This window comes from Janthinobacterium sp. AD80 (assembly GCF_002878455.1).
Lineage (GTDB): Bacteria > Pseudomonadota > Gammaproteobacteria > Burkholderiales > Burkholderiaceae_D > Janthinobacterium.
In genome coordinates, this window is sequence record NZ_NRDQ01000009.1 from 1 (window position 1) to 26,779 (window position 26,779).

Here is a 26,779-nt window from a genome sequence, read left to right on the forward strand (position 1 = left end):
GATCCCCAGCGCCAGGTAGACGCCGGCGCCGATGCCGGCGACGGCGCGCAGCGCCAGCAAGCTGGCAAAGCCTGGCGCCAGCGCGCTGGCCCCATTCGCCAGCACGAACACGGCCAGCGCCCACAACAAGCCGGAGCGCTGCGCGCGCGCCGGCAGCAAGGCCACAGCCAGCGGCGAACCTAAGCCGTAGGCCAAGGTGAACGCCGTTACCAGCTGGGCGGCCATCGCCACGGAGACGGCAAAGGCGCTGGCGATCATCGGCATCAGGCCCGCCGTCACGTACGACGCCATGCCGAGCGCAAAGGCACCCATGGCGATCAGGTAGACAGTGGCAGGCAGCGCAGTGGTGGCAGCGACGGGCGCGCGCGAAATGGAAGAGGAGGAATCAAGCATGGACAGCCTTCAGGAAGAAAGCAGGCATTCTGGAATACAATATAAACAATTACAATTTAACTGTTTATGCTATTACTGGCAGCAACAGGCTCACCTGAAAGACAGCACCATGCGCAGCTTGCAACGCACCCGCCACGAACTGGCCGCCTACCTGCAGGCGCGGCGCGCGCGGCTCTTGCCGCAAGACGTGGGCCTGCCCGGCGGCGGCCGGCGGCGCACGCCGGGCTTGCGCCGCGAAGAGGTGGCGGCACTGGCTGGCGTGGGGCTGACCTGGTACACCTGGCTGGAACAGGGGCGCGACATCGGCGTCTCCAGCGCCTTCCTCGACAAGCTGGCCGAAGTGCTCAAGCTCGATGCGGCGGAACGGCGCCACCTGTTCCTGCTGGCGCACGCGCGTCCGCCCGCCGAAGAGGGCAAGACGTTTTGCGTGGTGCCGCCGCTGGTGCGCCGCCTGCTGCACGAACTGGCGCATCCGGCCTATGTGCTCAACCTGCGCTGGGACGTGCTGGCGTTCAATGCGCACGCCGATGCCCTGTTTGGCTTTGGCGCGCATGCCGCCGCGCGGCGCAATCTGCTATGGCTGCTGTTTACCGACCCGCTGCTGCGCCAGCGCCTGGTCGGCTGGGAAGAGCAGGCGCCGCTGATGCTGTCGAGCTTTCGCCGCGACTACGCGCGCGCCACGCAGGAAGCGGACATCCACGCGCTGGCGGAGGAACTGGAAAAAGTCTCGCCCGAGTTCAAGCTGTGGTGGCGCCGCCATGACGTGCATGCGCCGTGCGAAGGCGTGCGCCACCTGGACGTCGATGGCGCGCAGCTCGCCTACGAGCACACCTCGCTGACGATCGACGCCGACCGCCATCTGCGGCTGGTGGTGTACGCACGCCAGGCGCAGGAGTGAAGCGCTGCGCACAACGAAAAAACCGCTGACCCTCTTGCGAGAATCAGCGGCTTCGAATTGGTTGCGGGGACAGGATTTGAACCTGTGACCTTCGGGTTATGAGCCCGACGAGCTGCCAGACTGCTCCACCCCGCACAAGAATTATATACCAGATTGTTGCGCGGCGTAAAGGGCAAGAATTGACAATTCCACTGCAGGACCGGCGCGCGCGGATTGCCGATGGGTGGACGAGGCATAGCGTCAGCCAGAAATGAAAAAGCCGCTGATCTTTTGCAAGAATCAGCGGCTTTCCGGTATTGGTTGCGGGGACAGGATTTGAACCTGTGACCTTCGGGTTATGAGCCCGACGAGCTGCCAGACTGCTCCACCCCGCAGACGAATTATATGCGCAAACGGGGGACTTAGGCAATAGCTATCTCAAATTCTGCTGCAATAGAGCCATTTTATTAAAAGTGCGCCAGGAAGCGCATTCAACGTTTGGCCGATCGTCAGTGGGGATTGTGCCCGCCCATCACGCCACACGGCACGCAATCGGTGTACAGTAAGCGCTACACTATCACTTTACCGATGCCATCCCTATTGCTAGCCTGCCCATGAAATTCTGCTCCGAATGCGCCCATCCTGTCAGCCTTTCCATCCCGGAAGGCGACAACCGTCCGCGTTATGTCTGCGCCAACTGCGACGCCATCCATTACCAGAACCCGAAAATGGTGGTCGGTTCGATTCCCGTATGGGAGCAGGATGGCCAGTTGCAGGTGCTGCTATGCAAGCGGGCCATTGAACCCCGCTACGGCTACTGGACCCTGCCGGCCGGCTTCATGGAAAACGACGAGACCACGTCCGACGCGGCCGAGCGCGAAACGGTGGAGGAAGCGGGTGCGAACATCGAACTTGGCCCCCTGTTTTCCTTGCTGAACGTGCAGCGCGTGCATCAGGTGCACCTGTTCTACCTGGCGCGTCTGCGCGACCTCGACTTCGCGCCGGGCATCGAAAGCCTGGACGTGCAGCTGTTTACGGAAGCGCAGATTCCCTGGGACGACCTGGCCTTTCCCACCATCCGCGCCACCCTGGAACTGTTCTTTGCCGACCGTGTCAAAATCCGCGAAGGCGGCAGCTACGGTTTCCATACGGGCGACATCACGCGTCCGATGGCCCGCCCGGATGCCGATGCCGATACCGGACACGCTGCCTGACCCCGCCGCCACCGCCACCGCCATCACCGATACTGCATGATTCCCTGGCTCGACATTCATACCCCGTTTCCCGACGTCTCGCGCGCCCTGACCGGCGAGGCGCCCGGCCTGCTGGCGGCCGGCGCCGACCTGTCGCCCGCGCGCCTGCTAGACGCCTACCGGCACGGCATCTTCCCCTGGTTTTCCGAAGGCCAGCCCATCCTGTGGTGGAGCACCGATCCGCGCATGGTGCTGATGACGGACGACTTCAAGGTATCCGACAGTCTGGCCAAGACGCTGCGCAAGGTCGAGCGCAGCGCCGCCACCGACGGGCGATGGCAGCTGCGCTTCGACAGCGATTTCGAGGCCGTCATGCGCGCCTGCGCGGCGCCGCGCAAGGACGGTCCCGGCACCTGGATTTCCGACGAGATCATCGCCGGCTACACGGGCTTGCACAAGCTGGGCTACGCGCACTCCTCGGAACTGTGGCTCGACGGTGAACTGGTGGGCGGCGCGTATGGCGTGTCGATCGGGCGCATGTTCTATGGCGAATCGATGTTCGCGCGCGTGACGGATGGCTCGAAGATCGCGCTGGCGCACCTCGTGCGTTTCCTCAAGGCGCGCGGCGTGGCCATGATCGACTGCCAGCAGGAAACCAGGCACCTGGCCTCGCTGGGCGCGGCGCCCATTTCGCGCGCGCGTTTCCTGGCCCATCTGCGAAGCGCCATTGAAGCAGCGCAAATCACGGACTGGCAATCTGCAGCACCGGCATAAAAAAGTTATGATAGCTCCAGGCACAGCGCCAGGCACACCGCCGCGGACAGACCAGACAGGATCAGCATGACGCACCTGAACGAACTACCGTTTGCCACCCTCCAGTTCTACACGACGGCGCCCTACCCGTGCAGCTACCTGGACGACCGCCAGGCCCGCTCGCAGGTGGCCACGCCTTCGCACCTGATCAACAGCGACGTGTATTCGGAACTGGTGCGCAACGGTTTTCGCCGCAGCGGCATTTTTACTTACCGCCCGTATTGCGACGGCTGCCAGGCCTGCATTCCCGTGCGCGTGGTGACGCAGTCGTTCACGCCGAACCGCAACCAGCGCCGTGCGTGGAGCCGGCACGCCGAGCTGCAAGCGGGCGTGGCCACCCTCTCCTTTTTGGACGAGCACTACGAGCTGTACCTGCGCTACCAGAGCACGCGCCACGCGGGCGGCGGCATGGACCAGGACAGCCGCGACCAGTATGCGCAATTCCTGCTGCAAAGCCGGGTCAACACGCGCCTGGTGGAATTTCGCGATCCCGGCGGCACCCTGCGCATGGTCAGCATCATCGACGTGCTGGCCGACGGCCTGTCGTCCGTCTACACCTTTTTTGATCCGGACGTGCCGGGTGCCTCGTACGGCACCTACAACGTGCTGTGGCAAATAGCCCAGGCACAGGAGCTGGGCCTGCCCTACATCTACCTGGGCTACTGGATCGAGCAAAGCCCGAAGATGGCATATAAAATCAACTTCAAGCCGCTGGAAGCGCGCGTCAAGGGGCAGTGGGTGATACTGTAAACCCAGGGTCGAACAATGCTGTCGGATTGGCGGCGGGTGCCGAGGCCGCAAGCGCGTAATCCGCCCCTGCAAAGCCAACAATGGTGTCGGATTACGCTCCGCTAATCCGACCTACGCGGCTACCCGGCCGATCGAACAAAGCATGGTAGGTCGGATTAGCGCAAGGCGCGTAATCCGACACCACCCGCGGCGCCGACAATGGCGTCGGATTACGCGGGGCGTTACCCCGCTCATCCGACCTACCCGGCTACATCTCTACCTGGGCTACTGGATCGAGCAAAGCCCGAAGATGGCATATAAAATCAACTTCAAGCCGCTGGAAGCGCGCATCAAGGGGCAGTCGGTGATACTGTAAATTAAACCCAACGGCGAAGGGCCGGGGTCGGACCCTCAGGGTCCGACACCAGTCTTTGCAACGGGGTTGCCGTTTTTACTTGCTCTTGTCCGGAAACGCCGGACGCGCCGGTCGCACGGGCGGGTTCTTCGCCAGCTCGGCCTGGATCACCTCGATCGCCTTTTCCAGCTGCGGATCGCGGCCGGCGATGACGTCGGCCGGCGTTTGCTCGACTTCGATATCGGGCGGCACGCCTTCGTTTTCCACGCCCCAGCCATTCTCGCGGGTCCAGAAGGCCAGGTTCGGCGCCGTGATCGTGCCGCCATCCATCAGCACGGGGAAGCCGAGGATGCCCACCAGGCCGCCCCAGGTCGCCTTGCCGATCAGCGGACCCATGTTATTTTTGCGGAACATCCACGGCAGCAGGTCGCCGCCCGAGCCGGCCGTCTCGTCGATCAGCATGGCGCGCGGCCCCTGGATCGAGGCCGATGGCGTCTTCATGTCGGCGCCATAGCGCATGGTCCACCAGGCGATTTCCTTCTTCTGCAATATCTCGATGTAGTAATCGGCCACGCTGCCGCCGCCATTGAAGCGTTCATCGACGATGATGGCCTGCTTGTCCGCCTGCGGGAAGAAATAGCGCTTGAAGTAGGTGTGGCCCAGGCCTGCCGTATTGGGCACGTACACATACGCCACCTTGCCATTGGTTGCCGCGTTCACCTTGCGCATATTGCCTTCGATCCAGTCGCGGTTGCGCAAGGCGTCCTCGCTTGGCACGGGCACCACGGTGATCGTGCGCGCGCCCCTGCCATCGGCCGAAGGACCGACGGTCAGGTCGATGGCCTTGCCGGCCGTATTCTCGAAGGCGCTGTAGATATTCGTCGGCGGCGCCAAGGGGCGGCTGTCGACGGCCAGCAGGTACTCGCCGGCCTTCACGTTCAGGCCGGGTTCCGTCAGCGGCGCGCGCAGTTCAGGATTCCAGTTCAAGCCGCCGTACACCTTCTTGAAGCGGTAACGGCCGTCACTCACTTCGTAGTCGGCACCCAGCAAGCCCCCCGGCACCTTCTTCGCCTCGATGAAATCATCGCCGCCGCCACCACGGTGGTGGCCCACGGCCAGCTCGCTGCACATCCATTGAATCAAACGATTCAGGTCCGCGCGGCTGGACAGCTCGGGCAGGAACACGGCGTACTTGTCGCGCATGGCTTTCCAATCCACGCCATGCATGCCCGGGTCATAGAAGTAATCGCGGTTGATGCGCCACACTTCGTTGAAAATCTGCGTCCATTCGGCGCGCGGGTCGGCCTTCACTTCGATGGCGTCGACCTTGACCTTGCCTTCGCCTGGCGCCAGCAGCTTGCCCGTGGCGGACCCCATGGCCCAGTTATCCTTCTGGCGGTACAGCAGCTTCTTGCCATCGGCTGAAATGTCGAAATCATCGGCTTCCGCCACCACCGTTTCCGCCTTGCGCTCCTTCAGATCAAAGCGCTGCACGGCCTTCTTGCCATCGCTTTCGCGCAGCAGGAAGATCTGCCCCGCGGCGCCAGCGGTCAGGTTGGAGAACTGCGCGGCCGGCAGCGGCAAGTCGACGATGCGCGTGGCGATGCCGTCGAAATCGATGTGGATGGGCGCCACCGGCAGCACCGTCACTTTCGGGTCGTCGCGGCCCGTTTTCGGATCGATCTTCGCTTCGCTCTTCGGCTCCGCTTCCGCCTTCGCCGTGTCTTTTTTGGCGTCCGCGCCGGCAGCCTTTTCCTCGTCGCTTTCCTTGATCAGCGGCGACGGCAAGTCGCGCCGCAGCACGGCCATCCATACCGTGCGCGTCACCAGGTTGTCCGTGTTCTGCTGCGAGAACCAGTTGTTGCTGGGGCCGGCATTCGTCGAGGCAAAGAAGTACAGGTACTTGCCGCTCTTGTCGAACACGGGCTGGGCCACGTCGGACAGGCCATCGGTCACCGGCATCGACTTGTTCTGTTCGATGGAATAGATGTAGGCGCTGCGCGTATAGGTGGGCGAATTGAGCGTGTAGGCCAGCCAGCGCGAATCGGGCGCCCACGAGGCGCGCATGCTCTTGTCGACGCCATACATCGGTTCCGTGGCGATCTTCTGCACCTTGCCCGTGCCGACATCGATCACATACATGCTCCAGCCATTGTCGGCAAAGGCGATCTTCCTGCTGTCGGGCGACCAGACGGCGTTGTCATAGAAACCGCTGCCATTGAGCTTGAACTTGCGCACCGCGCCCTTGCCATCCTGGGAGCGCACATGCAATTCATACTCGCCCGACTCGTCCGAGAAATACGCGACCGAGCGGCCATCGGGCGACCAGATCGGCGAGCGTTCGTTGGCGCCGGCCGTCTGCGTCAGGTTGCGTACATCGCCCTTGTCGGCGGGGATGGTGACGATCTCGCCCCGGTACTCGAACGCGACCCTCGCGCCCGATGGCGAGATGGAAGCGTCGCGGATGTACTTCGCATTCTTGACCCAGCGCGGGCGCGTCTGCCCCAGGTCGCTGGCCACGCCGATGGTCAGTTTGTGTGCCTGGCCGCTGGCGATGTCGAACGCGTGCAGGTAGCCGGCCTGTTCGTAGACGATCTTGCCGTTCGCCGCCGAGGCGTTCAGCACGGGGAAGTCCGTGTGCTGCGTCAGCTGGCGCACGGCCTTGGTCTTCACGTCATAGGCAAACAGGTTGAATTCGCCGTTGCGGTCGGAACGGAAGTACACGGTGTCGCCCAGCCACATGGGGTCGACGTCGTTCGAGCGCGTCGTCGGCTGGGGGATTTTTTCAATCGACTTGTCGGACGACGAGAATAGCCACAGCCAGGAATTGGTGCCGCCACGGTAGCGTTTCCACTGCTTGAAGGCGGGCATCAGGGGGTTGTAGGCGATGCGCTTGCCATCGGGCGAATAGGCGGCGCGCGAGGCATTGGGGATCTCCAGCTGCGTTTCCACGCCGCCCGCCACCGGTACCGTAAACAATTTCTGGAAGCGGTTGTTGAAGGCGGCGCGGGGCGAGGTGAACATCACGGACCGGCCATCGGGCGTGAACGCCTGCGCCAGGTCGGCACCCGGGTGGAAGGTCAGGCGGCGCGGCACGCCGCCCGCCGCCGCGATCACATACACGTCGACATTGCCATCGATATTCGCGCTATACGCGATCAGGCTGCCATCGGGCGAGAACACGGGATTGGACTTGTCGCCCAGGTCGGAGGTCAGGCGCCGCGCGCCGCCTCCGTCCAGGTTCGACAGCCACAAATCGCCCGCGTAGATGAAGGCGATGTGCCGACTGGAGACGGCAGGTTCGCTCAGCATGCGGGTGTCCTGGGTATTCGGCAGGGCCAGGGCCGGGTGGCTCAGCAGCAGTGCGCTGGCGGCCGCGATGGCGGTCAAGATGCGTGTCTTTTTCAATCGATGTCTCACTTATGATGTAAGGAAGCAGAGGATGTCAACGGTCCGGGTCGGACTCAATGTTGCTTGAGGCCAATGGCAACTATACACCGGAGCCAGCGCGGAACACGGTAAAATACCGGCAATTACATCGCCGGCCACCAGCTCTTCCCAGTGGCCCGCACACCTACTCAAAGCGCCCCATGTCTGAAAAATTCCTGTACTCCCTCGCCCGCCCGCTGCTGTTCTCGATGGATGCCGAAGCGGCCCACCATTTCACCCTGCCGGCCCTGAAACGCGCCAGCGCGCTGGGCCTGACCAGGCTGTCCGGCAAGCCGGCGGCCGATCCGCGCACGGTGATGGGCATCACCTTCCCGAACCCCGTCGGACTGGCCGCCGGCCTGGACAAGGATGGCGCCTACATCGACGCGCTGGCCGACCTGGGTTTTGGCTCGATCGAAGTGGGTACCGTCACGCCGCGCGCGCAGGCGGGCAATCCGAAACCGCGCATGTTCCGCCTGCCGCAGGCGCAGGGCATCATCAACCGCATGGGTTTTAACAATGGCGGCGTGGACGCCTTTGTGGCCAATGTGCAGGCGTCGAAGTTCTACCAGAACCGCGCCGGCGTGCTGGGCCTGAACATCGGCAAGAACGCCGACACGCCGATCGAGCGGGCGGCCGACGACTATCTGCTGTGTCTGGAAAAAGTCTACCCGTATGCCAGCTACGTGACGGTGAACATCTCCTCGCCGAACACGAAGAATTTGCGCCAGCTGCAGGGCGCATCGGAACTCGACGCCCTGCTGTCGCAGCTGAAAGAGGCGCAGGCGCGCCTGGCCGACAAGCACAAGCGCTACGTGCCGCTGGCCCTGAAAATCGCGCCGGACATGGATGGCGAACAGGTAAAAAGCATCGCCGAATCGCTCACGCGCCACCAGATCGACGGCGTCATCGCCACCAACACGACCCTGTCGCGCAGCGCCGTGGAAGGCATGCCGCACGGCGCCGAAGCGGGCGGCCTGTCGGGCGCACCGGTGTTCGAACTGTCGAATAATGTCATCCGCCTGCTGAAGGCGGAACTGGGCGATGCGCTGCCCATCATCGGCGTGGGCGGCATCATGCAGGGTAGCGACGCCGTGGCCAAGTTCGAAGCGGGCGCGCAGCTGGTGCAGCTGTACAGCGGCCTGATTTACGCCGGCCCTGCGCTGATCAAGGATTGCGCCCGCGCGCTGCGCGGCAAGCAGGCCCGCTAAGGAAGGCGCATGGAAAAGATCAAGCTGGGCGCCAGCAGTTTGGAAGTCAGTAAAATCTGCCTGGGCACGATGACCTTCGGCGAGCAGAACAGCGAAGCGGAAGCGCACAGCCAGCTCGATTACGTGCTGGAACGCGGCATCAATTTCATTGATACGGCCGAGATGTATCCGGTCATGGCCAGCGCGCAGACGCAGGGCAGCACCGAGCGTTACATCGGTAGCTGGCTGAAGAAAAGCGGCAAGCGCGGCGACATCGTCCTGGCCAGCAAGGTAGCGGGGCCGAACTCGCGCATGCACTGGATCCGCAATGGCAAGACCGACCACGACGCGGTAAACATCCGCGCCGCCGTCGAAGGCAGCCTGCGCCGGCTGCAGACGGAGCACATCGACCTGTACCAGCTGCACTGGCCCAGCCGCAACCTGCCCATCTTTGGCGCCAGCGTCTACAATCCGCGCAAGGAGCACGCGTCGGTGGCCATCGAGGACACGCTGGCCGTGCTGGGCAAGCTGGTCGATGAAGGCAAGATCGGCCACATCGGCGTGTCGAACGAATCGTCGTGGGGCGTTTCCGAATGCATCAAGCAGGCTGAAATCAAAGGCCTGCCGCGCATCGCCTCGATCCAGAACCTGTACAACCTGACGGCGCGCCATTTTGAAACCAGCCTGCTGGACGAAACCTGCCACCGCGAGAACGTGGGCTTGCTGGCCTACAGCCCGCTGGCGTTCGGCCAGCTGACGGCGAAATACCTCGACGATCCGCAAGCCAAGGGACGGCTGACCATCTTCCCCGCCGGCTGGAGCCCCCGCTACATCCGCCCCGCCACCGTCGAAGCGGCGCGGCAATATGCGGCGCTGGCGCGCGCGCATGGCATGACGCCAGCGCAACTGGCGCTGGCCTGGTGCTATTCGCGCTGGTTCGTCGCCTCGACCATCATCGGCGCCACCAGCCTGGAGCAGTTGCAGCAGAACATCGATGCCTGGCACATCACCCTGTCGCCGGAACTGGTGGCGGCCGTCGATGCCATCCACGCCAGCCTGCCCAACCCGGGACAGTAAGCGGCCGCGTCTGGCGGTGCAGTGCAGCATGATGCAAGGCCAGACGACCAACTCTCACCGCGCATAGTCGCATTTATACAACACCTCGCAATTTACTGCCGTGCAGCATTGCAGCCTTGCCATGCCCGGTCGTATGCTGGAAACAAGGCCATATGCGCTACCCGCGCCATTTGGCCGTGGTTCAGATATTTATTGCATATCGATAGACACAACTATTCGTAAGCACGCCCCAAGCCCACTGTTACTCTGATGTCATCACCGGACCGCCATGGTCCGCGCATCCCCTAACCGAGAGATATTGTCGATGAGTTCAAGCACCGCCCGCACCCACATTCCCGCCCTCCCCGTGAAAACCGTCCTCGCCGCCAGCCTGATCGCCTGCTTCAGCTTGCCGATGCAAGCGCAAGCGCAGCAGGAATTGCCGGCCGATGGCGAACTGCAATCGGTGGTGGTCACCGGTACCTTCGCGAAGAACCGCCGCACCATCGATTCCGAATCGCCGATCGACATCCTCACCTCGCGCGACCTGCAAAGCACGGGATCGACGGAACTGGCCACCGTGCTGAGCCGCCTGCTGCCGTCGCTGAACTTCGCCCGCGCCACGGGCGCCGACGCCAGCGACGCCGTGCGTCCGGCACAGCTGCGCGGCCTGTCGCCCGACCAGACCCTGGTGCTGGTAAACGGCAAGCGCCGCTACACGTCTGCCATCGTCAACGTCAACGGTTCGCTGGGCCGCGGTTCTGCACCCGTCGACCTGAACGCCATCCCGCTGGCCGCCATCGACCACGTGGAAGTGCTGCGCGATGGAGCGGCGGCCCAGTACGGTTCCGACGCCATTGCCGGCGTGATCAACATCATCCTGAAAAAGGGCGCGGCCGGCGGCGACGTCGAAGTGGGCTATGCGCAGACTCAGGAACATGACGGCAAGCAAAAAAGCATCAAGGGTTCGGCCGGCTTCAAGCTGGGCGACGACGGCTGGGTGCGCATCTCGGCCGAGTTTGCAGACCGCGACCCGACCAACCGCGCCGGTGCCGACTTCCGCAACCCGGCCGAGCCCCGCTACGGCAAGGTCAACCAGCGCTATGGCGACGCAGAAACCCAGCCAGCCACCGTCTTCGTCAACAGCGAATACCGCATCAACGACAATATCGACTGGTATGCCTTCGGCAACTATGGCAAGCGCGACACGTCGGCCGCCGCCACCTGGCGCACGGCCTACAACGGCACCGCCCTGCGCACGCCCGTGTACCCGGAAGGCTTCTTGCCACTGCAAAACAGCACCCTGACGGACCAGTCCATCGTCACGGGCCTGCGCGGCGAAGCGGCCGGCTGGCGCTGGGATGCCAGCCTGAACTACGGCAGCAACAAATTCGAGCTGGACCTGGATAACACGATCAACCTGTCGATCGGCGTGCAGGGCGCGAACAGCCCCACGCATTTCTATGCCGGTTCGCTGAAAAACGAGCAGACCGTGTTCAACCTGGACGCGGCGCGCGAATTCCCCGTGTCTTACTTTACGGGTCCGCTGACGGTGGCCGTCGGCGCGGAAGCGCGCCGCGAGAAATACAGCATCGGTGCCGGCGACGAGGCGTCGTACATCGGCACCGGCTCGCAAGGCTTTGCCGGTTTCCGCCCGGCCAACGCGGGCAGCCATTCGCGCCACAACGAATCGCTGTATGTGAACCTGGAAGCGGAAGTGACGAAGCAGCTGTCCGGCGGCGTGGCCCTGCGCCATGAGCGCTACAGCGACTTTGGCAGCACCACCTCGGCCAAGGGTTCGGCCCGCTATGCCTTCACGGATGCGCTGTCCCTGCGCGGCACGATGTCGAGCGGCTTCCGCGCGCCGTCGCTGGCGCAGCAGTACTACACCATCACCACCACCAACTTCCAGGTCATCAACGGCGTCAACACGCCGATCGAGACGGGTACCTTCGCCGTCAACACGCCGCAGGCGCGCGCCCTGGGAGCGCAGGACCTGAAGCCGGAAAAAGCCCGCAACTACAGCCTGGGCCTGCAATTCCAGCCGAACCGCAACTTCACCACCAGCATCGACGCCTACCGCATCGACATCGACAACCGCATCCTGTTCTCGGCCAACCTGGCGCTGAACGATGCGCTGAAGTCCCAACTGGCGGCGCAAGGCACGCCGGTGGGCGCGGCGCGCTACTTCACGAATGCCGTCGACACGCGCACGCAAGGCGTCGACATCGTCAGCACCTACCGCATCGACCTGCAGGACAAGGACCGCCTGGACTTTACCGTGGCCTACAACCACAACAAGAGCAAGGTACAGAAAATCGCCGACAATCCGGCCATCCTGACGGCCAACAACCTGAAGCTGATCGACCGCCAGAGTATCGACCGCATCACCGTGACGTCGCCGAAAGACAAGTTCAGCCTGGCCGCCGACTATGGCTTCGGCATCTGGAACGTACATGGCCTGGTGACACGCTACGGCAGCTTCACGGTGCCGCAGAACGATGTCAAGCTGGACCAGACGTATGACCCGCAATGGGTGCTGGACGTGTCCGGTTCCGTGAAGCTGGGCAAGAACTGGCGCCTGGTGGCCGGCATCGACAACGTCACCAACCGCTACCCGGCGCAAGTGACCAGCGCCGGCAACCTGAACGTGGCAGGCACGCAGCCGTACAGCATCTTCGCGCCGAACGGTTTCAACGGCCGCTACTACTACGCCAAGGCTGGCTACAGCTGGTAAGCGGCACGCCGGCATATAAAAAAGCCCGGAGACGCGATGCGCCTCCGGGCTTTTTTTATCAGCACTTGCGTCTGGCTATCCCGGGATTAGCCCCGGCGGCGGCGCGCCATGAAGCCCAGCAAGCCCAGGCCCATCAGCAGCATGCCGTAGGTGGCCGGTTCCGGCACGGCCGACACGGCGCTATAGGCGCGGAAGTTGCTGATGCCACGCGGCAGGTTGCCGAAATTGAACACCGTGTTGGCCGCGACCGGGCTATCCCAGTGGAACAGCAATTCGCCACGGCCATAATGGATGGCCAGATAGTCGAAGCTGGAATTGATGCTGAAAGTACCGGACTTGCTGCTGGCCAGGTCGCCCTGGGAAGCCAGCACGAGGGAACCGGTGCCGCTGGTCGGCAAGCCGAACTGGGTGGTGACCAGGCTCTTGATCGCGGCCGCGCTTTGTGCGCCGGCCGGGTTGGCACCGTCATATACCCAGACTGACTCGGCAGCAATAGGGCCATAGGTAACGGTATTGCCGCCCACCTTGAAGCCGCCCTTGGCAGGATTGCTGATTTCTACCCAGCTGGCCGCTTGCGCCAGCGGCGCCAGGCAAGCCGACACGGCGAGGCAGAGACCCAGCACAGCATGTTTAGTCTTATTCATGGTTTCCCCTATTGATTAATTTCAAAATTTGCAATGTTAATTATATTTTTGTCACATTTATTTGCGCTTGGACAAAAGATATCATTCAGGAAATCAAAATGCAATAAAAGAAACATCCTCGGCCATTGAAAATTCCAATCGGTCTCATGCATTGATTGTATGAGTCTGCTTTGCGCAGTGTCATGCTGCGTGCAACTGGAGCGCGAATTGGGCGGGCTGGAGTGAAGTGTTGTTAATGCGCACTCGCGCATGCGCTATTCAAACAAGCCCATCCGACATTATCGCGCGCCATATTGCGCCAGCGCAGACAATCGCCATGTTTGCTGCCGGACGGCGCCTGGCCGCGTCCTATCATGCTTGCTCCTGCCGACATCCATCACGGAGCACGCCATGCAGACTTTGAACAAGTTGAGCCCCTCCATCACCGACATGATCCGCTTCGACCATAGCCATGTGCTGCTGGCCTTTCACCAATACACCATCAACAAAAAGCACGCCGTCAAAAAGGCCCTGGCTGAAACCATCTGCAGCGCGCTGGAAATCCACGCGAGCCTGGAAGAGGAAATCTTCTACCCCGAGATGCGCCAACTCGTTGGCGATGCCGCGGTCATGCAGAAAAGCGTGCCGGAGCACCAGCAAATGCGCCGCTTGATCGCGCAGTTGCGCGCAACGGATGCCGCCGCCTCCCAGCATGACGCCCTGCTGCTGGAGCTGATGCGCGATGTGCTGCACCATGTGGCCGATGAAGAAACCGTGCTGCTGCCGGAAGCGGAGGCGCGGCTGACGACAAAGCGCTTGAGCGAGTTGGGCGTGCAGATGACGAAACGCCGCATGGCGCTGATCAAGCCGCAGGCAGGCAAGATCGCCGCCAATACGCTGCTCGGCTTTTCCAGCAGTACCACGGCCTGGATCATGGGCGCGGCCGGCGTGCTGCTGGCTGCCAGGCTGTTCACCCGCAAGGCGGCCTGAACATCGCAGCGCGGTGGCCAGGCAGGCGGGCAATCAGCTACCATGGGAGTTCTTCCACTCCGATGACGGATCACCATGCCCAGCTGGCACCTGGCCGACGCTGCCGAACTGGCGGCGCGCCACCCCTACACTTTTTACAAATCCCCACCCGAAGCCATCGCCCAGGTGCGCCCCGGCGAGGTGGTCAAGCTGATCTTCGCCTTCCACAGCGACGCCCCGCAAGCACCGGGCGCCGAGCGCATGTGGGTGCTGGTCGATACCGTGGAAGCGCATGGCCGCTTCACTGGCAAGCTCGACAACATGCCCCGCTACATCGCCGATCTGCACGCCAAGGACACCATCACCTTCGCGGCCTGCCACATCATCAATACGCAGCACGACGATGACGACAACCTCGTCAACCGCTATGCGGGCCTGTGCTTCGTGACAAAAAAAGTGCTGGAAGACGGCGCGCCTGTCGGCTATCTGTACCGCGAGGTAGCGGACAACGACAGCGACAGCGGCTGGCGCTTCACGGCCAATGACAAAAGCGACGCCTACATGAACGACAGCGCCAACGTGGCTCTGGTGTCGCTGGGCGCCGTGCTCAGCGTGGATGACCGCTTTATCAGGCTGCTGGATACACCCGCCGGTGCGGCGTTTGCTTTTGACCATAACACGCAGCAGTTCGTGGCGGTCGAAGAATGAAGGTCGCCGCATTGAAGGAACTATGCGCGGCCCTGCCCGGCGCGCAGGCCGTCCTGTACGGCCCGCCGTCGAACATCCTCGTGTACGAAGTGAGCGGCAAGAAGTTTGCCTACTTCAAGACCAGCACGCCTGAACAGTGGCGCTTCAGCCTGCGCGCCAGCGCCGAACGTTTTATCGAGCTGACGGACATGCCCGGCGTGAAACCGGCCCGCTACATGGGCCGTTTTCACTGGGTGACCATCGTCGACGTGGCGCGGTTCCCCGCCGACTATCTGGCCGAACTGGTGCACGATTCGTACACGCGCGCCGTGGCCAGCCTGACGCGGGCGCAGCGGGCGGCCACGCCCTAGAGGGCTTCCTCGCCCGCCATGGCACGGTCGATATCTTCGCGCGTCAGGTCCGGCGCCAGCTGCAAAATGAATTCGTAGGCATACGAGCGCAGGTAGGCGCCACGGCGCACGGCCAGGCGTGTCGTGTTGGTGGCGAACAGGTGCGACGCTTCCACGGCCCGCAAGCCCTTGTCGCGGCCGTGGTCGAATGCCATCGAAGCAACGATACCCACGCCCAGGCCCAGCGCCACGTATTGCTTGATGACGTCGGAATCCATGGCCGTCAGGATGATGTCGGTGGCCACGCCCGCCTTGGCAAACGCGTCGTCGATATGTCCGCGCCCCGTAAAACCCTTGTCGTAGGTAATCAGGGGGTACTTGGCCAGGTCTTCCAGGCGGATCGGCGAGTGCTCAAGCAGCGGATGGCCGTCCGGCACGACGATCAGATGGCTCCAGCGGTAGCACGGGAACGACACCAGGTCGGGGAACTGGCTCAGGCCTTCCGTGGCGATGCCGATGTCGGTCTTGCCGGACAGCACCCATTCCGCGATATGCTCGGGCGCGCTCTGCTGCAGCGCGATGCGCACGTCAGGGAATGCTGCGCGGAAGCTTTGCACCACTTTCGGCAGCGCATAGCGCGCCTGCGTGTGCGTGGCCGCCACCGACAGGGTGCCGCTGGTCTGGCCGCTGTATTCGAGGCTGGCCTGCTGCAGGTTTTCCGCCTCGATCAAGAGGCGGTCGACGATTTTCAAAATGCCCTTGCCCGGCTCCGTCAAGCCCGTCAAGCGCTTGCCGTTGCGCTCGAAAATCACCACGCCCAGCTCATCCTCGAGTTCGCGGATTTGCCGGCTCACGCCCGGCTGCGACGTGAACAGCGCGTTGGCCACTTCCGTCAGGTTATAGCCGCGGCGGGCCGCTTCGCGGATGGAACGCAGTTGTTGAAAATTCATGGTGGTTCCAGCCTTTTAGGTTCTTGTTGGTTCGACGAACACGTGCAGGCGTTTCGGGCGGACCACCAGGGTCTCGCCTTCCTTGAGCTGCAAATGGGTAAAACGCTCATTCGACATCACCGCTTCGATCAGTTCGCTGTTATCGACGCGCTGCAAGTCCAGCTGGGCCAGCGGGCCGATCGCGTGCGCGCGGCTCAGTTTCACGACGATGCCTTCCGCGCCCTGCGTATAGCGGTCGATTTCCAGGTCGTGCGGACGCACATAGGCCGTGCCCTTGCTGTCGCTCACGCCCGCATAATCGGGCACCTCGAAACTGGCGTCGCCGGTGGCCATCACGCCGTCATGCACGCGGCCGTGGAACAGGTTGACGTTGCCCAGGAAACCATACACAAACGGCGAGGCCGGGTGGTTGTAGACTTGTTCTGGCGAACCCAGTTGCTCGACGGTGCCCTTGTTCATCAGCACCACCTGGTCGGCCACTTCCAGCGCTTCTTCCTGGTCATGCGTGACGAAAATGCTGGTCACGTGCAAGTCGTCATGCAGGCGGCGCAGCCAGCGGCGCAATTCCTTGCGCACCTTGGCGTCGAGTGCGCCGAACGGCTCGTCAAGCAGCAGCACGCGCGGCTCGACAGCCAGGGCGCGCGCCAGGGCGATGCGCTGGCGTTGGCCACCCGACAATTGCGGCGGATAGCGGTCGGCCAGCCAGTCCAGCTGCACCAGTTCCAGCAAATCTTTCACTTTGCGGCGGATCTGGTCTTCCGAAGGACGCTCGCTGCGCGACTTCACGCGCAAGCCGAAGGCCACGTTTTCAAACACGGTCATGTGCTTGAACAGCGCATAGTGCTGGAACACGAAACCGACTTGCCGCTCGCGCACGTGGCGGTTCGACGCATCTTCCGCGTCCAGCAGCACTTGCCCGCTGTCCGGATGTTCCAGACCGGCAATGATGCGCAGCAAGGTGGTCTTGCCGCAACCCGAAGGGCCCAGCAGGGCCGTCAGTTCGCCGGCGGGGAAGTCCAGCGAGATATTGTCGAGAGCGACGAAATCGCCGAAACGTTTATTGATGTTTTTAACTGCGATGGTCATGATCAGTGCTCCGTAGAACGTAAGGCGGAATCGTCGGCGTCGCTCTCGTTCAAACGCCACTCAATGAAAGCTTTCAGGGCCAGGGTCACCAGGGCCAGCAAGGCCAGCAGGGAGGCGACGGCAAACGCGGCGGCGAAGTTGTACTCGTTGTACAGAATCTCCACTTGCAGCGGCATGGTGTTGGTTTCGCCACGGATATGGCCGGACACCACGGACACGGCACCGAACTCGCCCATGGCGCGGGCGTTACACAGGATCACGCCATACAGCAGACCCCACTTGATGTTCGGCAAAGTGACCCTGCGGAACGTGTTCCAGCCCGATGCACCCAGCACGATGGCGGCCTCTTCCTCTTCGCTGCCCTGCGACTGCATCAGCGGGATCAGTTCACGCGCCACAAACGGGAAGGTGATGAAGATGGTGGCCAGCACGATGCCGGGCACGGCAAACAAAATCTTGATATCGTGCGCCTGCAGCCACGGGCCGAACCAGCCCTGGGCACCAAACATCAGCACATAGATCAGGCCGGAAATGACGGGCGAGACGGAAAACGGCAAGTCGATCAGGGTCAGTAGGATGCTCTTGCCACGAAACTCGAACTTGGCGATGCACCAAGAAGCGGCCACGCCGAATACCAGGTTCAGCGGCACGGCGATGGCGGCCGTGATCAGGGTCAATTTAATGGCGGAAATCGCGTCCGGATCGATGATGGCGGCGATGTACGCTTCCCAGCCCTTCTTGAACGCTTCGGCAAACACGGCCACCAGGGGCACGATGAGGAAGGTCGTCAGGAACAGCAGGGCGATGGTGATCAGGACCGTGCGCACCCACAATGGCTCCAGCACGACGGGGCCGATATTCGGTTCGATGCGGCGCGTTTTGGGCAGGGCATTGTCCACGCCGGCGACGGCAGTGATATTCGTACTCATGTTTTCTTGGCCTTTCCGCGCGTCCACGCTTGCAGCAGGTTAATCGTCAACAGCAGCAAAAAGGAGACCACCAGCATCACCACGGCGATGGCCGTGGCACCCGCGTAATCGTATTGCTCCAGCTTGGTAATAATGAACAGCGGCGTGATTTCCGACACCATCGGCATGTTGCCGGCAATAAAAATCACGGAGCCGTACTCGCCCGTGGCGCGCGCAAAAGCCAGCGCAAAGCCCGTCAGCAACGATGGCAGGATGGTGGGAAAGATGACGCGGATAAACGTCTGCAGGGAGTTGGCACCCAGGCTGGCAGCGGCTTCTTCCAGTTCCTTTTCCGCGTCTTCCAGCACCGGTTGCACGGTGCGCACGACGAAGGGCAAGCCAATGAAGGTCAGCGCCACCACCACGCCCAGCGGCGTGAACGCCACCTTGATGCCCAGCACGCCTTCGATGAACTGGCCGAACCAGCCATTCGAGGAGTACAGCGCCGTCAGGGTGATACCGGCCACGGCCGTGGGCAAGGCGAACGGCAAGTCGACCAACGCGTCGATGATGCGCTTGCCAGGGAACTTGTAGCGCACCAGCACCCAGGCCAGGATGCCGCCAAACACCACATTCAACAGGGCGGCGATCAGCGAGGCGCCGAACGTCAAACGGTACGACGCCATCACGCGGTCGGACGTGACGGCGCTGAAGAAGGCGTCCCATGTCATGGTGAAGGTTTTCAGGAACACCGACGACAGCGGGATGAGGACGATCAACGCCAGGTAAAAGAGCGTGAAGCCCAGTGACAGCTTAAACCCTGGCATGACCCGAAACGGCGCTCCGCGCGCCTTGACCGGTGCTACTGCAGACATACGGACACTCCTTCTTATTACATTTTTGAGTTATAGGCCGCAATATTCACATGCAATCGTTATAAAAAGAACTAACCATTTCTCATTTGCTTAGATGGATTTTGCATACTTAGTAATGGAAACGCTGGACGAAAAAAAACGCACCGGCGAGGTGCGTTTTTGTAGGAACAAGAGTGCCGAATAAAACGTTCAGGGCTAGGCGCGTTGCCGAAGACAGTACGAATGTACGGCGAGGCAATGCAACGACGCCATGGACGTTTTTTCGGTGCTCTTACTTGTTCGGCTGCGGCGTCAGGCGCAAATATGGTTTCGCTGCCGTAAAGCCCTTCGGATATTTCTGCTTGATCACGTCCGGGTCTTGCACGGTCAATGGAATGATGACATCGTCGCCATCTTTCCAGTTGCCTGGCGTAGCCACCGTGTAGCCGTCCGTCAATTGCAGGGCATCGATGACGCGCAGGATTTCATTGAAGTTGCGGCCGGTGCTCAGCGGATACGTGAGGATCAGGCGCACTTTCTTGTTCGGGTCGATGATGAAGACGGAACGCACGGTTGCCGTGACGGACTGTTCCGGGTGGATCATGTCGTACAGCACCGACACTTTCTTGTCGACGTCGGCGATGATGGGGAAACCCACCACGGTGTTTTGCGTTTCTTCGATATCCTTGATCCAGCTCTTGTGCGATTCGGCCGCGTCGACGGACAGGGCGATGGCCTTCACGTTGCGCTTGTCGAATTCCGGCTTGAGCTTGGCGGTCAGGCCCAGTTCCGTCGTGCATACGGGCGTGAAGTCGGCCGGGTGGGAGAACAGCACCACCCAGGAATTGCCAGCCCATTCGTGGAACTTGAGCGGGCCGATGGAGCTGTCTTGTTCAAAATCAGGGGCGACATCGCCCAGGCGTAAAGTCATCGTGATCTCCTCAATGAGTGGTAGGCGTTCAATAATAATATAGTAATGCGTATCTGACAGAAGCGTAGCGAGCGGCAGCGAGTAGTGACCAGGAAGCGCAACCGTGCTCAGCACGGCGAGCATCTCAGGCCGCAAATCGCCAGGCGCAGCAGCCGCAATATCCGCAGTAGCTTAGGCCAGATACTCAAGCGGCCTGGCGGTGGCGGCGCTCTCCTTGCGCCAGATCAAACAGCGTCTGTAATTGTGCCTGGCCATAGATCCAGTCGCCCAAGTTCGACTCCGCGTTAATGTGGCCCAGCTCGCCACCATCGATGTATTTGCAATTCCAGCGGCGCGCCCATTGCGTGGCATGCTCGGCCGTCATCCAGGGATCCGTCTGGCTGGCGATCAGGATGCCGGGGCAAGGCAGGCGCTTTTGCGGCAAGGCTTTCGCCACGCCAAACTTGTCCGGATCGGCCGGCCCCACCAGCAGCACCCCGGCTACCCCGTGCGGATCGCGCGCCAGGCTGTGCGCCGTCGTCAGGCAGCCGAAACTGTGGGCAACGATCAGGGTCGGACGCGCATCCTGCCGCCGCACCCGATCCAGGCGCGCCGACCAGGTGGCCAGGTCGGGCGTCGACCAGTCATCCTGCTCGACCCGCTCGAATTGCGGATACAGGCGCTGCCAGCGGCTCTGCCAATGTTCGGGACCGCTGTTATGCAAGCCCGGCACGATCAGTACCCGGTAATCGGAAAAGCTGCGCAGCGCCATGATGATTGCCTTTCAGTCACGGTGTGGCAATCGTTGCCGATTGCCATCCGGTATTACTTAGGTTGGTAGATCTGGTCAAAGATGCCGCCGTCGGCAAAGTGCGCCTTCTGTGCGGCCGTCCAGCCGCCGGCGACCTGGTCGATGGTGAACAGGTTGACCTTGGCAAACTGCGACGCGTATTTCTTCGCCGCCTTGTCCGTGGCAGGACGGTAATAGTTCTTGGCGATGATGTCTTGCGCTTCGTCCGTGTACAGGTAGTTCAGGTAAGCCTCGGCCACCTTGCGCGTACCGTGCTTGTCGGCAAACTTGTCGACCACGGCGACCGGCGGCTCGGCCAGGATGCTGACGGACGGGGTGATGATGTCGAACTTGGTCGGGCCCAGTTCCTTGACGGCAAGATACGCCTCGTTTTCCCAGGCGATCAGCACGTCGCCGATGCCGCGTTCGACAAAAGTCGTGGTGGCGCCGCGCGCGCCGGAATCGAGCACGGGCACGTTTTTATACAGTTTGCCGAGGAAGTCCTTGGCCTTGGCTTCGTTGCCGCCCGGCTGGCGCAAGGCGTAGCCCCAGGCTGCCAAGTGGTTCCAGCGGGCGCCGCCCGAGGTTTTCGGGTTCGGCGTGATGACGGACACGCCCGGCTTGATCAGGTCGTTCCAATCCTTGATGCCTTTCGGGTTGCCCTTGCGCACCAGGAAAACGATGGTCGAGGTGTACGGCGAGCTGTTGTGCGCCAAGCGCTTTTGCCAGTCGCCGGCCAGCAGCTTGTGCTCGGCCAGCGCGTCGATGTCATAGGCCAGGGCCAGGGTCACCACATCCGCTTCCAGGCCGTCGATGACGGCACGCGCCTGCTTGCCGGAACCACCGTGCGATTGCTTGATCTTGACGTTGTCGCCCGTCTTGCCTTTCCATTCCTTGGCAAACGCCGTATTCACATCCTGGTACAGCTCGCGCGTCGGGTCATACGACACGTTGAGCAGGGTGATATCGGCAGCTTGCGCCGTTTGCAGGACGGCAAACGCGCTGATGACGGCGGCAATGATGATTTTTTTCGACAGCATCTAAGATCCCCGGTGGTTGAACTTTCAGAGCCACCAGATTACGGCCCGACGACCATAAAGAGAACGAAGCGTTTCACCGTTTTATATGCGTTTTTCGCATATGGACAGCGCGCTGCGGGGATTGAACGGTTAATAGAAACGGTTGAACAACACCACCGCCCAGGTGGCAAAGGCCAGAATACAGGTCAGCAGCACGGCCGCGCTGCCGAAATCCTTGGCATTCTTCGACAGCGGATGGCGCTCCAGCGAGATGCGGTCGACCACGGCTTCCAGCGCGGAGTTGATCAGTTCGACGATCAATACCAGCAGCAGCACGCCGATCAGCACCAGTTTTTCAAAGGCGGAGATACGCAGCAGCAAGGCAATCACCGTGCCGACGACGAACAGGCCCAGTTCTTGGCGAAACGCGTGTTCTTGGCGCCAGGCGGCCTTCAAGCCGTCGAGCGAGTAGAAAAAGGCGGAGACAATGCGTTTCAGGCCACTCTTGCTCTTGAATTCATTTACAGGTTGCATGGTTTTCCAAAGTGACACACATGGCCACATTATGATGGCCGGCATAGGGATTGTGACAATTTTTTCGCTGAATATCTCGGAACATTTCACTATTTTTTCACATCATGGTATAAAGAAGGATGAATACTGCATTGCACCAAATCCATCATGAAAATTGAACCGGTCGCTGCCCCGAAGACAACGATCCAGGTGATCGAGCGCATGGTCGCCCTGCTCGATGCCCTGGCCAAATATTCCGACCCGGTCAGCCTGAAGGAGTTGTCGAAAGTGTCCGGCCTGCATCCTTCGACGGCGCACCGCATTCTCAACGATATGGTGCTGACGCGCTTTGTCGACCGCATCGAACCGGGCACGTATCGCCTGGGCATGCGCCTGCTGGAACTGGGCAATGTGGTGAAAAGCCGCCTCAGCGTGCGCGAAGCGGCGCTGGACTTCATGCGCCAGCTGCACAAGAAAACCCAGCAAACCATCAACCTGTCCGTGCGCCAGGGCGACGAGATCGTCTACATCGACCGCGCCTTTTCCGAACGCTCGGGCATGCAGGTGGTGCGCGCCATCGGCGGACGCGGTCCGCTGCACCTGACCTCGACAGGCAAACTCTTCCTCTCCGTCGATGAGCCGAAAGCCATCCGCGCCTATGCCACGCGCACGGGCTTGGCCGGGCATAACAAGAATTCCATCACGGATCTGCAAAAGCTCGAACGCGAACTGAGCCTGGTGCGCGAGCGCGGCTATGCGCGTGACAATGAAGAACTGGAACTGGGCGTGCGCTGCATGGCCGCCGGCATCCGCGACGACTCCGGCAAGCTGATCGCGGGATTGTCGATTTCGGCGCCCGCCGACCGTTTGCAGGATGAGTGGCTGGTCGACCTGGTGGAAACGGCGAACCAGATTTCGCTTACTTTGGGTTTTATCCCCCAAGACTGAGAACGCCCGACCAAACCTGCTGCGCGGCGCGCTTTGCGGCCTGCGATGCTCACCGTACTAGAGCTAGAACTGAGCTAGAACTGGAGTACGGTTGCGCTTCTTGGCCACAAATCACTACCGCTCGCGACGGTTTTGTCAGGCGTCGTAATGACAGCCTTCTGCATTAACCGCCAGGCAAACTCATGTTGGCAGGCTTCAGCGCTTCCAGCCACTTGCGCATGCGGCCCGCATCCGCCGTTCGTGATTGTTTCCCCTTGGAATCGAGGAAGACCATGATCACGGCACGCCCTTCGATCACCGTCTGCATCAGCAGACAACGTCCCGCCTCGTTGATGAAGCCGGTTTTCTGCAAGCCGATGTCCCAGCCCGGATTGGCCACCAGGTGATTCGTATTGCCAAACTGCATGGGCTGGCCGCTGGCTTCGACAATGGCTTTCGGGTCCGTCGAGTACTGGCGCAGCAGCGGATGCTGGAGCGCAGCCATGGCCAGCTTGCCCAGGTCGCGCGCGCTGGCCACGTTCATTTTCGACAAGCCGCTGGAATCGACGTAATGCGTATCCATCATGCCCAGCTGGCGCGCCTTGCTGTTCATGGCGTCGACAAAAGCGGGCAAGCCGCCCGGATAGTTGCGTCCCAGGGCCGAGGCGGCGCGGTTTTCCGAACTCATCAGGGCGATGTGCAGCATGTTGCCGCGCGTCAGCTGCGAGCCCACTTTCAGGCGCGAACTGCTGAACTTGGCGCGGTCGACATCCTCGTCCGTGACCGTCAGCAGCTCTTCCATGTCCTGGCGCGCTTCGACCACCACCAGGCCCGTCATCATTTTGGTGATGGAGGCGATGGGCAAGGCCACATTGGAATTCTTTTCAAACAGCACTTCAGCGTTGTTCTGGTCGAGCACCAGCGCCACGCTTGATTTGAGGTCGAGCGGATCGCGCGTCAGGTTCAGGCCAGCCAGGTCGCCCATGGTGGGCATCGGCGCGGCCATGGGCACGGCGACGCTGGTGACTTTTTGATAGACGACCTTGCGCTTGCCGCGCACCGTGACGACCCGGCGCACGGTTTTTTCGCGCGGCGCGGCCGCCGCGCCCTTGCGCAGCACGACTTTGATTTTCTTGGTATTTTGTTTCTTGGCGGCTGAGGATTTGCCGTTCGCTTCCTTGGCGTGCACGGCCGCAGCCGGCGCCAGTGCAAACAACAGGGAAGCCAGGACACCCAGCGCAAGTTTAAACTTAGCCATTCGATAATTCCCCGTGAAGCTGTTGCCTTATTGCAGTGTAGCGAAATGCAGAGTAATCGCAAGCCTATTTAACAGTTAAGACAGTATTTATTGCAGTAATGGAATACAAATCGTTGGTGATCAGCAAACAAGCTCATCCTTAATGGCCTATTTGCCTGTGCCAATCGATCGCAGTGTTTATTTGTCCATGAATTTAACAAAGCCATCGAGCGGCTCGCGTTGCGTGCTCAAGCGGTTCTCGACCTTGTCCGGATCGGCATGGCCAAGCGCCATGCCGCACACCACCATTTCATTGGCGGGAACGCCCAGTTCGTCGCGGATGATGTCATGGTAATGGATGAACGCGGCTTGCGGACAGGTGTCGAGTCCACGCGCGCGCGCCGCCAGCATGATGTTTTGCAAGAACATGCCATAGTCGAGCCAGGAACCCTGCTCCAGCACCCGCTCGATGGTAAAGATCAGGCCGACAGGGGCATCAAAAAACTGGAAATTGCGCCCGTGCTGGGCTGCCATGCCGGCCGTGTCACCCCGCTCCAGGCCCAGCAACTGATACAGATCCAGGCCGATCTTGCGCCGGCGCTCGATGAATGGCGCCGTCCACTGGCGCGGGTAATAAGTATACGACGCCGTGCGGGCCGGTGCGTCGGGCGCCTTTGGTGCTTGATAAGCATCAAGGATGCGGCGCGACAGGCGCTGGCGCGCTTCGCCCGTCAGCACGTACACTTTCCACGGCTGCATGTTGGCACCGGACGGCGCGCGCGCCGCCACTTCCAGGATGCGCGCGATGTCTGCCGGCGCCACCGGCGTGGGCAAAAAGGCGCGGATCGAGCGGCGCGACACGATGGCCGCGTCCACGGCCTGCTGCTGTGTATATTCTTCGGGTACTCCAGATACGTGTTTGTTCACTGCCCTGCTCTCCTGCTGTTCTCTGCGCGTTCTTATTTCTTGACCACAAATACCACGCCGACGACGGCCACCAGCATGCCGGCAATGCCCAGCATATTAAACGCTTCGCCAAACATCAGCCAGGCCATCACGGCCGTCGTCGGCGGGGTCAGGTAGAGCAAGCCCGTCACTTTCGTCGCATCGCTGCGGCGGATCAGGGCAAACAGCAGGAAGATGGCGCCGATGGACAGCACGAGTACCGACCACAGCAGGGCTCCGATGAAATTGCCTGTCCACTGCACATTGCTAAAGTGCATGTCCAGCCCTTCGTAATACAGGGCAAATGGCAAGACCACGACGATGGAAGCGGCAAACTGCACCACCGTGCCGGTGCGCAAGTCAAACTGCGGGCAATGGCGTTTTTGATACATGGTGCCGGCCGTCATCGACAGCAAGGCAAACACGCACAGCAATACGCTTTCCACCGTCAAGCCCACCAGGTTGATCTTCGCATACACGACCAGGGCCACGCCCAGCAGGCCGAAGAACAGGCCCAGCCACTGGCGCGGACGCACGGATTCGCCGATCAGCGGCGCGGCACAGGCCGTCAGCACGGGTTGCATGCCGACGATCAGGGCGGACAGGCCGGCCGGCATGCCCAGCTTGATGGCGCACCAGACGCCGGCCAGGTAGCCCGCCTGCATCAATATGCCGGCCACGGCGATCTGGCGGAACTGGCCCACGGGCCACGGTGCGCGCAGAATCAGCACCAGCGGCAGCAGGATCACCAGCACGCCCAGGAAGCGCAGCAGTAGGAAGGTCAGCGGCGGCGCGTACGGCAGGCCAAACTTGGCCACGATAAAACCTGTGCTCCACAACAACACAAAGAAAGCAGGCAAGGCCATCGGTGTCAGGGTGGCAAGCAATGAGGATTTGCCGCTGGCGTCAGCCGCGGCGGGAAGATTGGACATGGTATCGGCTCGGGAAACAGGATACACACCGGGGCACTGCGCCGGTACGGGAGCCAAAGTCTAGCATGCTGCGCCGCACCCGTCCCGAAAGGCGGGGAAATGAAAGTTTAGGATTAAACCATTAACAGTCAGAAATCAAATATTTCTCTTTAGAAACAACGGCTTTTGATGCAAATCTATTCAATTGTTGCATCGCACAAAATTCGCTTGACTTCGCTTTTTTTCACCGTAGAATAGGGTTTGTTGCGTTGCACAATTCTTGTTCAGCTTGAAAAATTTAGATTCACCTGCTTCCCCAAACGGTACA

At 61.6% G+C, this 26,779-nt stretch carries 24 protein-coding genes, 2 tRNA genes and 2 pseudogenes; 12 read left to right on the forward strand and 16 right to left on the reverse strand.

Annotation, left to right across the window (positions count from 1 at the left end; translation table 11 throughout):
• Nucleotides 1-393 (reverse strand): annotated as a pseudogene (locus JaAD80_RS01860) (MFS transporter); the annotation flags it as partial.
• A 109-nt stretch (nucleotides 394-502) separates the two neighbouring features.
• Between JaAD80_RS01860 and JaAD80_RS01865 the strand changes: the two are divergent.
• On the forward strand, nucleotides 503-1,291 hold the full coding sequence (locus tag JaAD80_RS01865) for a helix-turn-helix transcriptional regulator (protein WP_102292629.1): 789 nt from the start codon (nucleotides 503-505) through the stop codon (nucleotides 1,289-1,291).
• Between the two features lie 58 nt (nucleotides 1,292-1,349).
• On the opposite strand, the gene JaAD80_RS01870 is transcribed toward JaAD80_RS01865, so the two are convergent.
• Together JaAD80_RS01870 and JaAD80_RS01875 are read right to left on the reverse strand one after the other, a co-directional pair.
• Nucleotides 1,350-1,426 (reverse strand) — tRNA-Met (locus tag JaAD80_RS01870).
• Nucleotides 1,427-1,588: 162 nt separating this feature from the next.
• A tRNA-Met gene (locus tag JaAD80_RS01875) sits at nucleotides 1,589-1,665 on the reverse strand.
• 219 nt (nucleotides 1,666-1,884) lie between these two features.
• Between JaAD80_RS01875 and JaAD80_RS01880 the strand changes: the two genes are divergently transcribed.
• From JaAD80_RS01880 to JaAD80_RS01895, 4 genes and pseudogenes are all read left to right on the forward strand, one after another.
• A complete protein-coding gene (locus tag JaAD80_RS01880; protein WP_102292630.1) occupies nucleotides 1,885-2,484 on the forward strand; it encodes an NUDIX hydrolase in 600 nt (199 codons plus the stop codon).
• Between the two features lie 36 nt (nucleotides 2,485-2,520).
• Nucleotides 2,521-3,237, forward strand: coding sequence for a leucyl/phenylalanyl-tRNA--protein transferase (gene aat, locus JaAD80_RS01885; protein WP_102292631.1), 717 nt, complete (start codon nucleotides 2,521-2,523; stop codon nucleotides 3,235-3,237).
• A gap of 66 nt (nucleotides 3,238-3,303) precedes the next feature.
• On the forward strand, nucleotides 3,304-4,026 hold the full coding sequence (locus JaAD80_RS01890; RefSeq protein ID WP_102292632.1) for an arginyltransferase: 723 nt from the start codon (nucleotides 3,304-3,306) through the stop codon (nucleotides 4,024-4,026).
• 253 nt (nucleotides 4,027-4,279) lie between these two features.
• A pseudogene (locus JaAD80_RS01895) lies at nucleotides 4,280-4,381 on the forward strand (arginyltransferase); the annotation flags it as partial.
• Between the two features lie 75 nt (nucleotides 4,382-4,456).
• On the opposite strand, the gene JaAD80_RS01900 reads toward JaAD80_RS01895, so the two are convergent.
• The gene (locus JaAD80_RS01900; RefSeq protein WP_102292633.1) at nucleotides 4,457-7,768 is read right to left on the reverse strand and encodes a S41 family peptidase; all 3,312 of its coding nucleotides are present in this window, start codon (nucleotides 7,766-7,768) and stop codon (nucleotides 4,457-4,459) included.
• Between the two features lie 182 nt (nucleotides 7,769-7,950).
• Here JaAD80_RS01900 and JaAD80_RS01905 point away from each other — a divergent pair, with 182 nt between their 5' ends.
• The 3 genes from JaAD80_RS01905 (at nucleotide 7,951) to JaAD80_RS01915 (ending at nucleotide 12,772) form a co-directional block, all read left to right on the forward strand.
• Complete coding sequence (locus tag JaAD80_RS01905; RefSeq protein WP_102292634.1) at nucleotides 7,951-9,000, forward strand: quinone-dependent dihydroorotate dehydrogenase; 1,050 nt, start codon at nucleotides 7,951-7,953, stop codon at nucleotides 8,998-9,000.
• A gap of 9 nt (nucleotides 9,001-9,009) precedes the next feature.
• Nucleotides 9,010-10,056 (forward strand): aldo/keto reductase, encoded by a 1,047-nt coding sequence (locus JaAD80_RS01910; protein WP_102292635.1) that lies wholly within the window; start codon nucleotides 9,010-9,012, stop codon nucleotides 10,054-10,056.
• Between the two features lie 304 nt (nucleotides 10,057-10,360).
• The gene (locus JaAD80_RS01915; RefSeq protein ID WP_102292636.1) at nucleotides 10,361-12,772 is read left to right on the forward strand and encodes a TonB-dependent siderophore receptor; all 2,412 of its coding nucleotides are present in this window, start codon (nucleotides 10,361-10,363) and stop codon (nucleotides 12,770-12,772) included.
• 86 nt (nucleotides 12,773-12,858) lie between these two features.
• Here the strand turns inward: JaAD80_RS01915 and JaAD80_RS31310 are convergent, their stop codons facing one another.
• Nucleotides 12,859-13,416, reverse strand: coding sequence for a PEP-CTERM sorting domain-containing protein (locus tag JaAD80_RS31310; RefSeq protein WP_258002768.1), 558 nt, complete (start codon nucleotides 13,414-13,416; stop codon nucleotides 12,859-12,861).
• A 390-nt stretch (nucleotides 13,417-13,806) separates the two neighbouring features.
• Here JaAD80_RS31310 and JaAD80_RS01925 point away from each other — a divergent pair, with 390 nt between their 5' ends.
• The 3 genes from JaAD80_RS01925 to JaAD80_RS01935 all read left to right on the forward strand — a co-directional run bounded on the left by JaAD80_RS01925 (nucleotide 13,807) and on the right by JaAD80_RS01935 (nucleotide 15,422).
• Nucleotides 13,807-14,385, forward strand: coding sequence for a hemerythrin domain-containing protein (locus JaAD80_RS01925; protein ID WP_180979255.1), 579 nt, complete (start codon nucleotides 13,807-13,809; stop codon nucleotides 14,383-14,385).
• Nucleotides 14,386-14,460: 75 nt separating this feature from the next.
• The gene (locus JaAD80_RS01930) at nucleotides 14,461-15,072 is read left to right on the forward strand and encodes a DUF2185 domain-containing protein (RefSeq protein ID WP_102292637.1); all 612 of its coding nucleotides are present in this window, start codon (nucleotides 14,461-14,463) and stop codon (nucleotides 15,070-15,072) included.
• Nucleotides 15,073-15,083: 11 nt separating this feature from the next.
• Complete coding sequence (locus tag JaAD80_RS01935; protein ID WP_258002769.1) at nucleotides 15,084-15,422, forward strand: MmcQ/YjbR family DNA-binding protein; 339 nt, start codon at nucleotides 15,084-15,086, stop codon at nucleotides 15,420-15,422.
• Here the strand turns inward: JaAD80_RS01935 and JaAD80_RS01940 are convergent.
• The 8 genes from JaAD80_RS01940 to JaAD80_RS01975 all read right to left on the reverse strand — a co-directional run bounded on the left by JaAD80_RS01940 (nucleotide 15,419) and on the right by JaAD80_RS01975 (nucleotide 22,452).
• Entirely contained in the window at nucleotides 15,419-16,351 is a 933-nt protein-coding gene (locus JaAD80_RS01940) for a CysB family HTH-type transcriptional regulator (protein WP_102292639.1), read from the reverse strand. The two genes, JaAD80_RS01935 and JaAD80_RS01940, sit on opposite strands and share 4 nt — an antisense overlap.
• 15 nt (nucleotides 16,352-16,366) lie before the next feature.
• Nucleotides 16,367-17,437 carry a sulfate/molybdate ABC transporter ATP-binding protein gene (locus JaAD80_RS01945; RefSeq protein ID WP_035821525.1) on the reverse strand — a complete coding sequence of 357 codons (1,071 nt, stop codon included), beginning with the start codon at nucleotides 17,435-17,437 and terminating at the stop codon, nucleotides 16,367-16,369.
• A gap of 2 nt (nucleotides 17,438-17,439) precedes the next feature.
• Nucleotides 17,440-18,366: a sulfate ABC transporter permease subunit CysW gene (gene cysW, locus JaAD80_RS01950; protein ID WP_102292640.1), complete on the reverse strand. Its 927-nt coding sequence runs from the start codon at nucleotides 18,364-18,366 to the stop codon at nucleotides 17,440-17,442.
• Nucleotides 18,363-19,172 carry a sulfate ABC transporter permease subunit CysT gene (gene cysT / locus JaAD80_RS01955; RefSeq protein WP_102292641.1) on the reverse strand — a complete coding sequence of 270 codons (810 nt, stop codon included), beginning with the start codon at nucleotides 19,170-19,172 and terminating at the stop codon, nucleotides 18,363-18,365. Before cysT ends, cysW begins: the two co-directional genes overlap by 4 nt.
• Nucleotides 19,173-19,491: 319 nt before the next feature.
• The gene (locus JaAD80_RS01960; protein ID WP_034747512.1) at nucleotides 19,492-20,130 is read right to left on the reverse strand and encodes a peroxiredoxin; all 639 of its coding nucleotides are present in this window, start codon (nucleotides 20,128-20,130) and stop codon (nucleotides 19,492-19,494) included.
• A 184-nt stretch (nucleotides 20,131-20,314) separates the two neighbouring features.
• Complete coding sequence (locus JaAD80_RS01965) at nucleotides 20,315-20,881, reverse strand: alpha/beta hydrolase (RefSeq protein ID WP_092795819.1); 567 nt, start codon at nucleotides 20,879-20,881, stop codon at nucleotides 20,315-20,317.
• Nucleotides 20,882-20,934: 53 nt separating this feature from the next.
• Nucleotides 20,935-21,939, reverse strand: coding sequence for a sulfate ABC transporter substrate-binding protein (locus JaAD80_RS01970; protein WP_102292642.1), 1,005 nt, complete (start codon nucleotides 21,937-21,939; stop codon nucleotides 20,935-20,937).
• A gap of 129 nt (nucleotides 21,940-22,068) precedes the next feature.
• Nucleotides 22,069-22,452: a diacylglycerol kinase gene (locus JaAD80_RS01975; protein WP_102292643.1), complete on the reverse strand. Its 384-nt coding sequence runs from the start codon at nucleotides 22,450-22,452 to the stop codon at nucleotides 22,069-22,071.
• A gap of 147 nt (nucleotides 22,453-22,599) precedes the next feature.
• Between JaAD80_RS01975 and JaAD80_RS01980 the strand changes: the two genes are divergently transcribed.
• Nucleotides 22,600-23,379, forward strand: a complete 780-nt coding sequence (locus JaAD80_RS01980; RefSeq protein ID WP_102292644.1) for an IclR family transcriptional regulator — start codon at nucleotides 22,600-22,602, stop codon at nucleotides 23,377-23,379.
• Nucleotides 23,380-23,542: 163 nt separating this feature from the next.
• Here JaAD80_RS01980 and pbpG read toward each other — a convergent pair whose 3' ends face one another.
• From pbpG to JaAD80_RS01995, 3 genes are all read right to left on the reverse strand, one after another.
• Entirely contained in the window at nucleotides 23,543-24,616 is a 1,074-nt protein-coding gene (gene pbpG, locus JaAD80_RS01985) for a D-alanyl-D-alanine endopeptidase (protein WP_102292645.1), read from the reverse strand.
• Nucleotides 24,617-24,793: 177 nt separating this feature from the next.
• A complete protein-coding gene (locus JaAD80_RS01990; RefSeq protein WP_102292646.1) occupies nucleotides 24,794-25,522 on the reverse strand; it encodes a nitroreductase in 729 nt (242 codons plus the stop codon).
• 32 nt (nucleotides 25,523-25,554) lie between these two features.
• On the reverse strand, nucleotides 25,555-26,472 hold the full coding sequence (locus tag JaAD80_RS01995) for a DMT family transporter (protein ID WP_374755217.1): 918 nt from the start codon (nucleotides 26,470-26,472) through the stop codon (nucleotides 25,555-25,557).
• Between the last annotated feature and the right edge of the window lie 307 nt (nucleotides 26,473-26,779).

What these genes read in the sequence shown, in the direction of transcription:
- JaAD80_RS01865 (WP_102292629.1), top strand. Translation starts at nt 503, where the DNA reads ATGCGCAGCTTGCAACGCACCCGCCACGAACTGGCCGCCTACCTGCAG.
- JaAD80_RS01880 (WP_102292630.1), top strand. Translation starts at nt 1,885, where the DNA reads ATGAAATTCTGCTCCGAATGCGCCCATCCTGTCAGCCTTTCCATCCCG.
- aat (WP_102292631.1), top strand. Translation starts at nt 2,521, where the DNA reads ATGATTCCCTGGCTCGACATTCATACCCCGTTTCCCGACGTCTCGCGC.
- JaAD80_RS01890 (WP_102292632.1), top strand. Translation starts at nt 3,304, where the DNA reads ATGACGCACCTGAACGAACTACCGTTTGCCACCCTCCAGTTCTACACG.
- JaAD80_RS01905 (WP_102292634.1), top strand. Translation starts at nt 7,951, where the DNA reads ATGTCTGAAAAATTCCTGTACTCCCTCGCCCGCCCGCTGCTGTTCTCG.
- JaAD80_RS01910 (WP_102292635.1), top strand. Translation starts at nt 9,010, where the DNA reads ATGGAAAAGATCAAGCTGGGCGCCAGCAGTTTGGAAGTCAGTAAAATC.
- JaAD80_RS01915 (WP_102292636.1), top strand. Translation starts at nt 10,361, where the DNA reads ATGAGTTCAAGCACCGCCCGCACCCACATTCCCGCCCTCCCCGTGAAA.
- JaAD80_RS31310 (WP_258002768.1), bottom strand. Translation starts at nt 13,416, where the DNA reads ATGAATAAGACTAAACATGCTGTGCTGGGTCTCTGCCTCGCCGTGTCG.
- JaAD80_RS01925 (WP_180979255.1), top strand. Translation starts at nt 13,807, where the DNA reads ATGCAGACTTTGAACAAGTTGAGCCCCTCCATCACCGACATGATCCGC.
- JaAD80_RS01930 (WP_102292637.1), top strand. Translation starts at nt 14,461, where the DNA reads ATGCCCAGCTGGCACCTGGCCGACGCTGCCGAACTGGCGGCGCGCCAC.
- JaAD80_RS01940 (WP_102292639.1), bottom strand. Translation starts at nt 16,351, where the DNA reads ATGAATTTTCAACAACTGCGTTCCATCCGCGAAGCGGCCCGCCGCGGC.
- JaAD80_RS01945 (WP_035821525.1), bottom strand. Translation starts at nt 17,437, where the DNA reads ATGACCATCGCAGTTAAAAACATCAATAAACGTTTCGGCGATTTCGTC.
- cysW (WP_102292640.1), bottom strand. Translation starts at nt 18,366, where the DNA reads ATGAGTACGAATATCACTGCCGTCGCCGGCGTGGACAATGCCCTGCCC.
- cysT (WP_102292641.1), bottom strand. Translation starts at nt 19,172, where the DNA reads ATGCCAGGGTTTAAGCTGTCACTGGGCTTCACGCTCTTTTACCTGGCG.
- JaAD80_RS01960 (WP_034747512.1), bottom strand. Translation starts at nt 20,130, where the DNA reads ATGACTTTACGCCTGGGCGATGTCGCCCCTGATTTTGAACAAGACAGC.
- JaAD80_RS01965 (WP_092795819.1), bottom strand. Translation starts at nt 20,881, where the DNA reads ATGGCGCTGCGCAGCTTTTCCGATTACCGGGTACTGATCGTGCCGGGC.
- JaAD80_RS01970 (WP_102292642.1), bottom strand. Translation starts at nt 21,939, where the DNA reads ATGCTGTCGAAAAAAATCATCATTGCCGCCGTCATCAGCGCGTTTGCC.
- JaAD80_RS01975 (WP_102292643.1), bottom strand. Translation starts at nt 22,452, where the DNA reads ATGCAACCTGTAAATGAATTCAAGAGCAAGAGTGGCCTGAAACGCATT.
- JaAD80_RS01980 (WP_102292644.1), top strand. Translation starts at nt 22,600, where the DNA reads ATGAAAATTGAACCGGTCGCTGCCCCGAAGACAACGATCCAGGTGATC.
- pbpG (WP_102292645.1), bottom strand. Translation starts at nt 24,616, where the DNA reads ATGGCTAAGTTTAAACTTGCGCTGGGTGTCCTGGCTTCCCTGTTGTTT.
- JaAD80_RS01995 (WP_374755217.1), bottom strand. Translation starts at nt 26,472, where the DNA reads ATGTCCAATCTTCCCGCCGCGGCTGACGCCAGCGGCAAATCCTCATTG.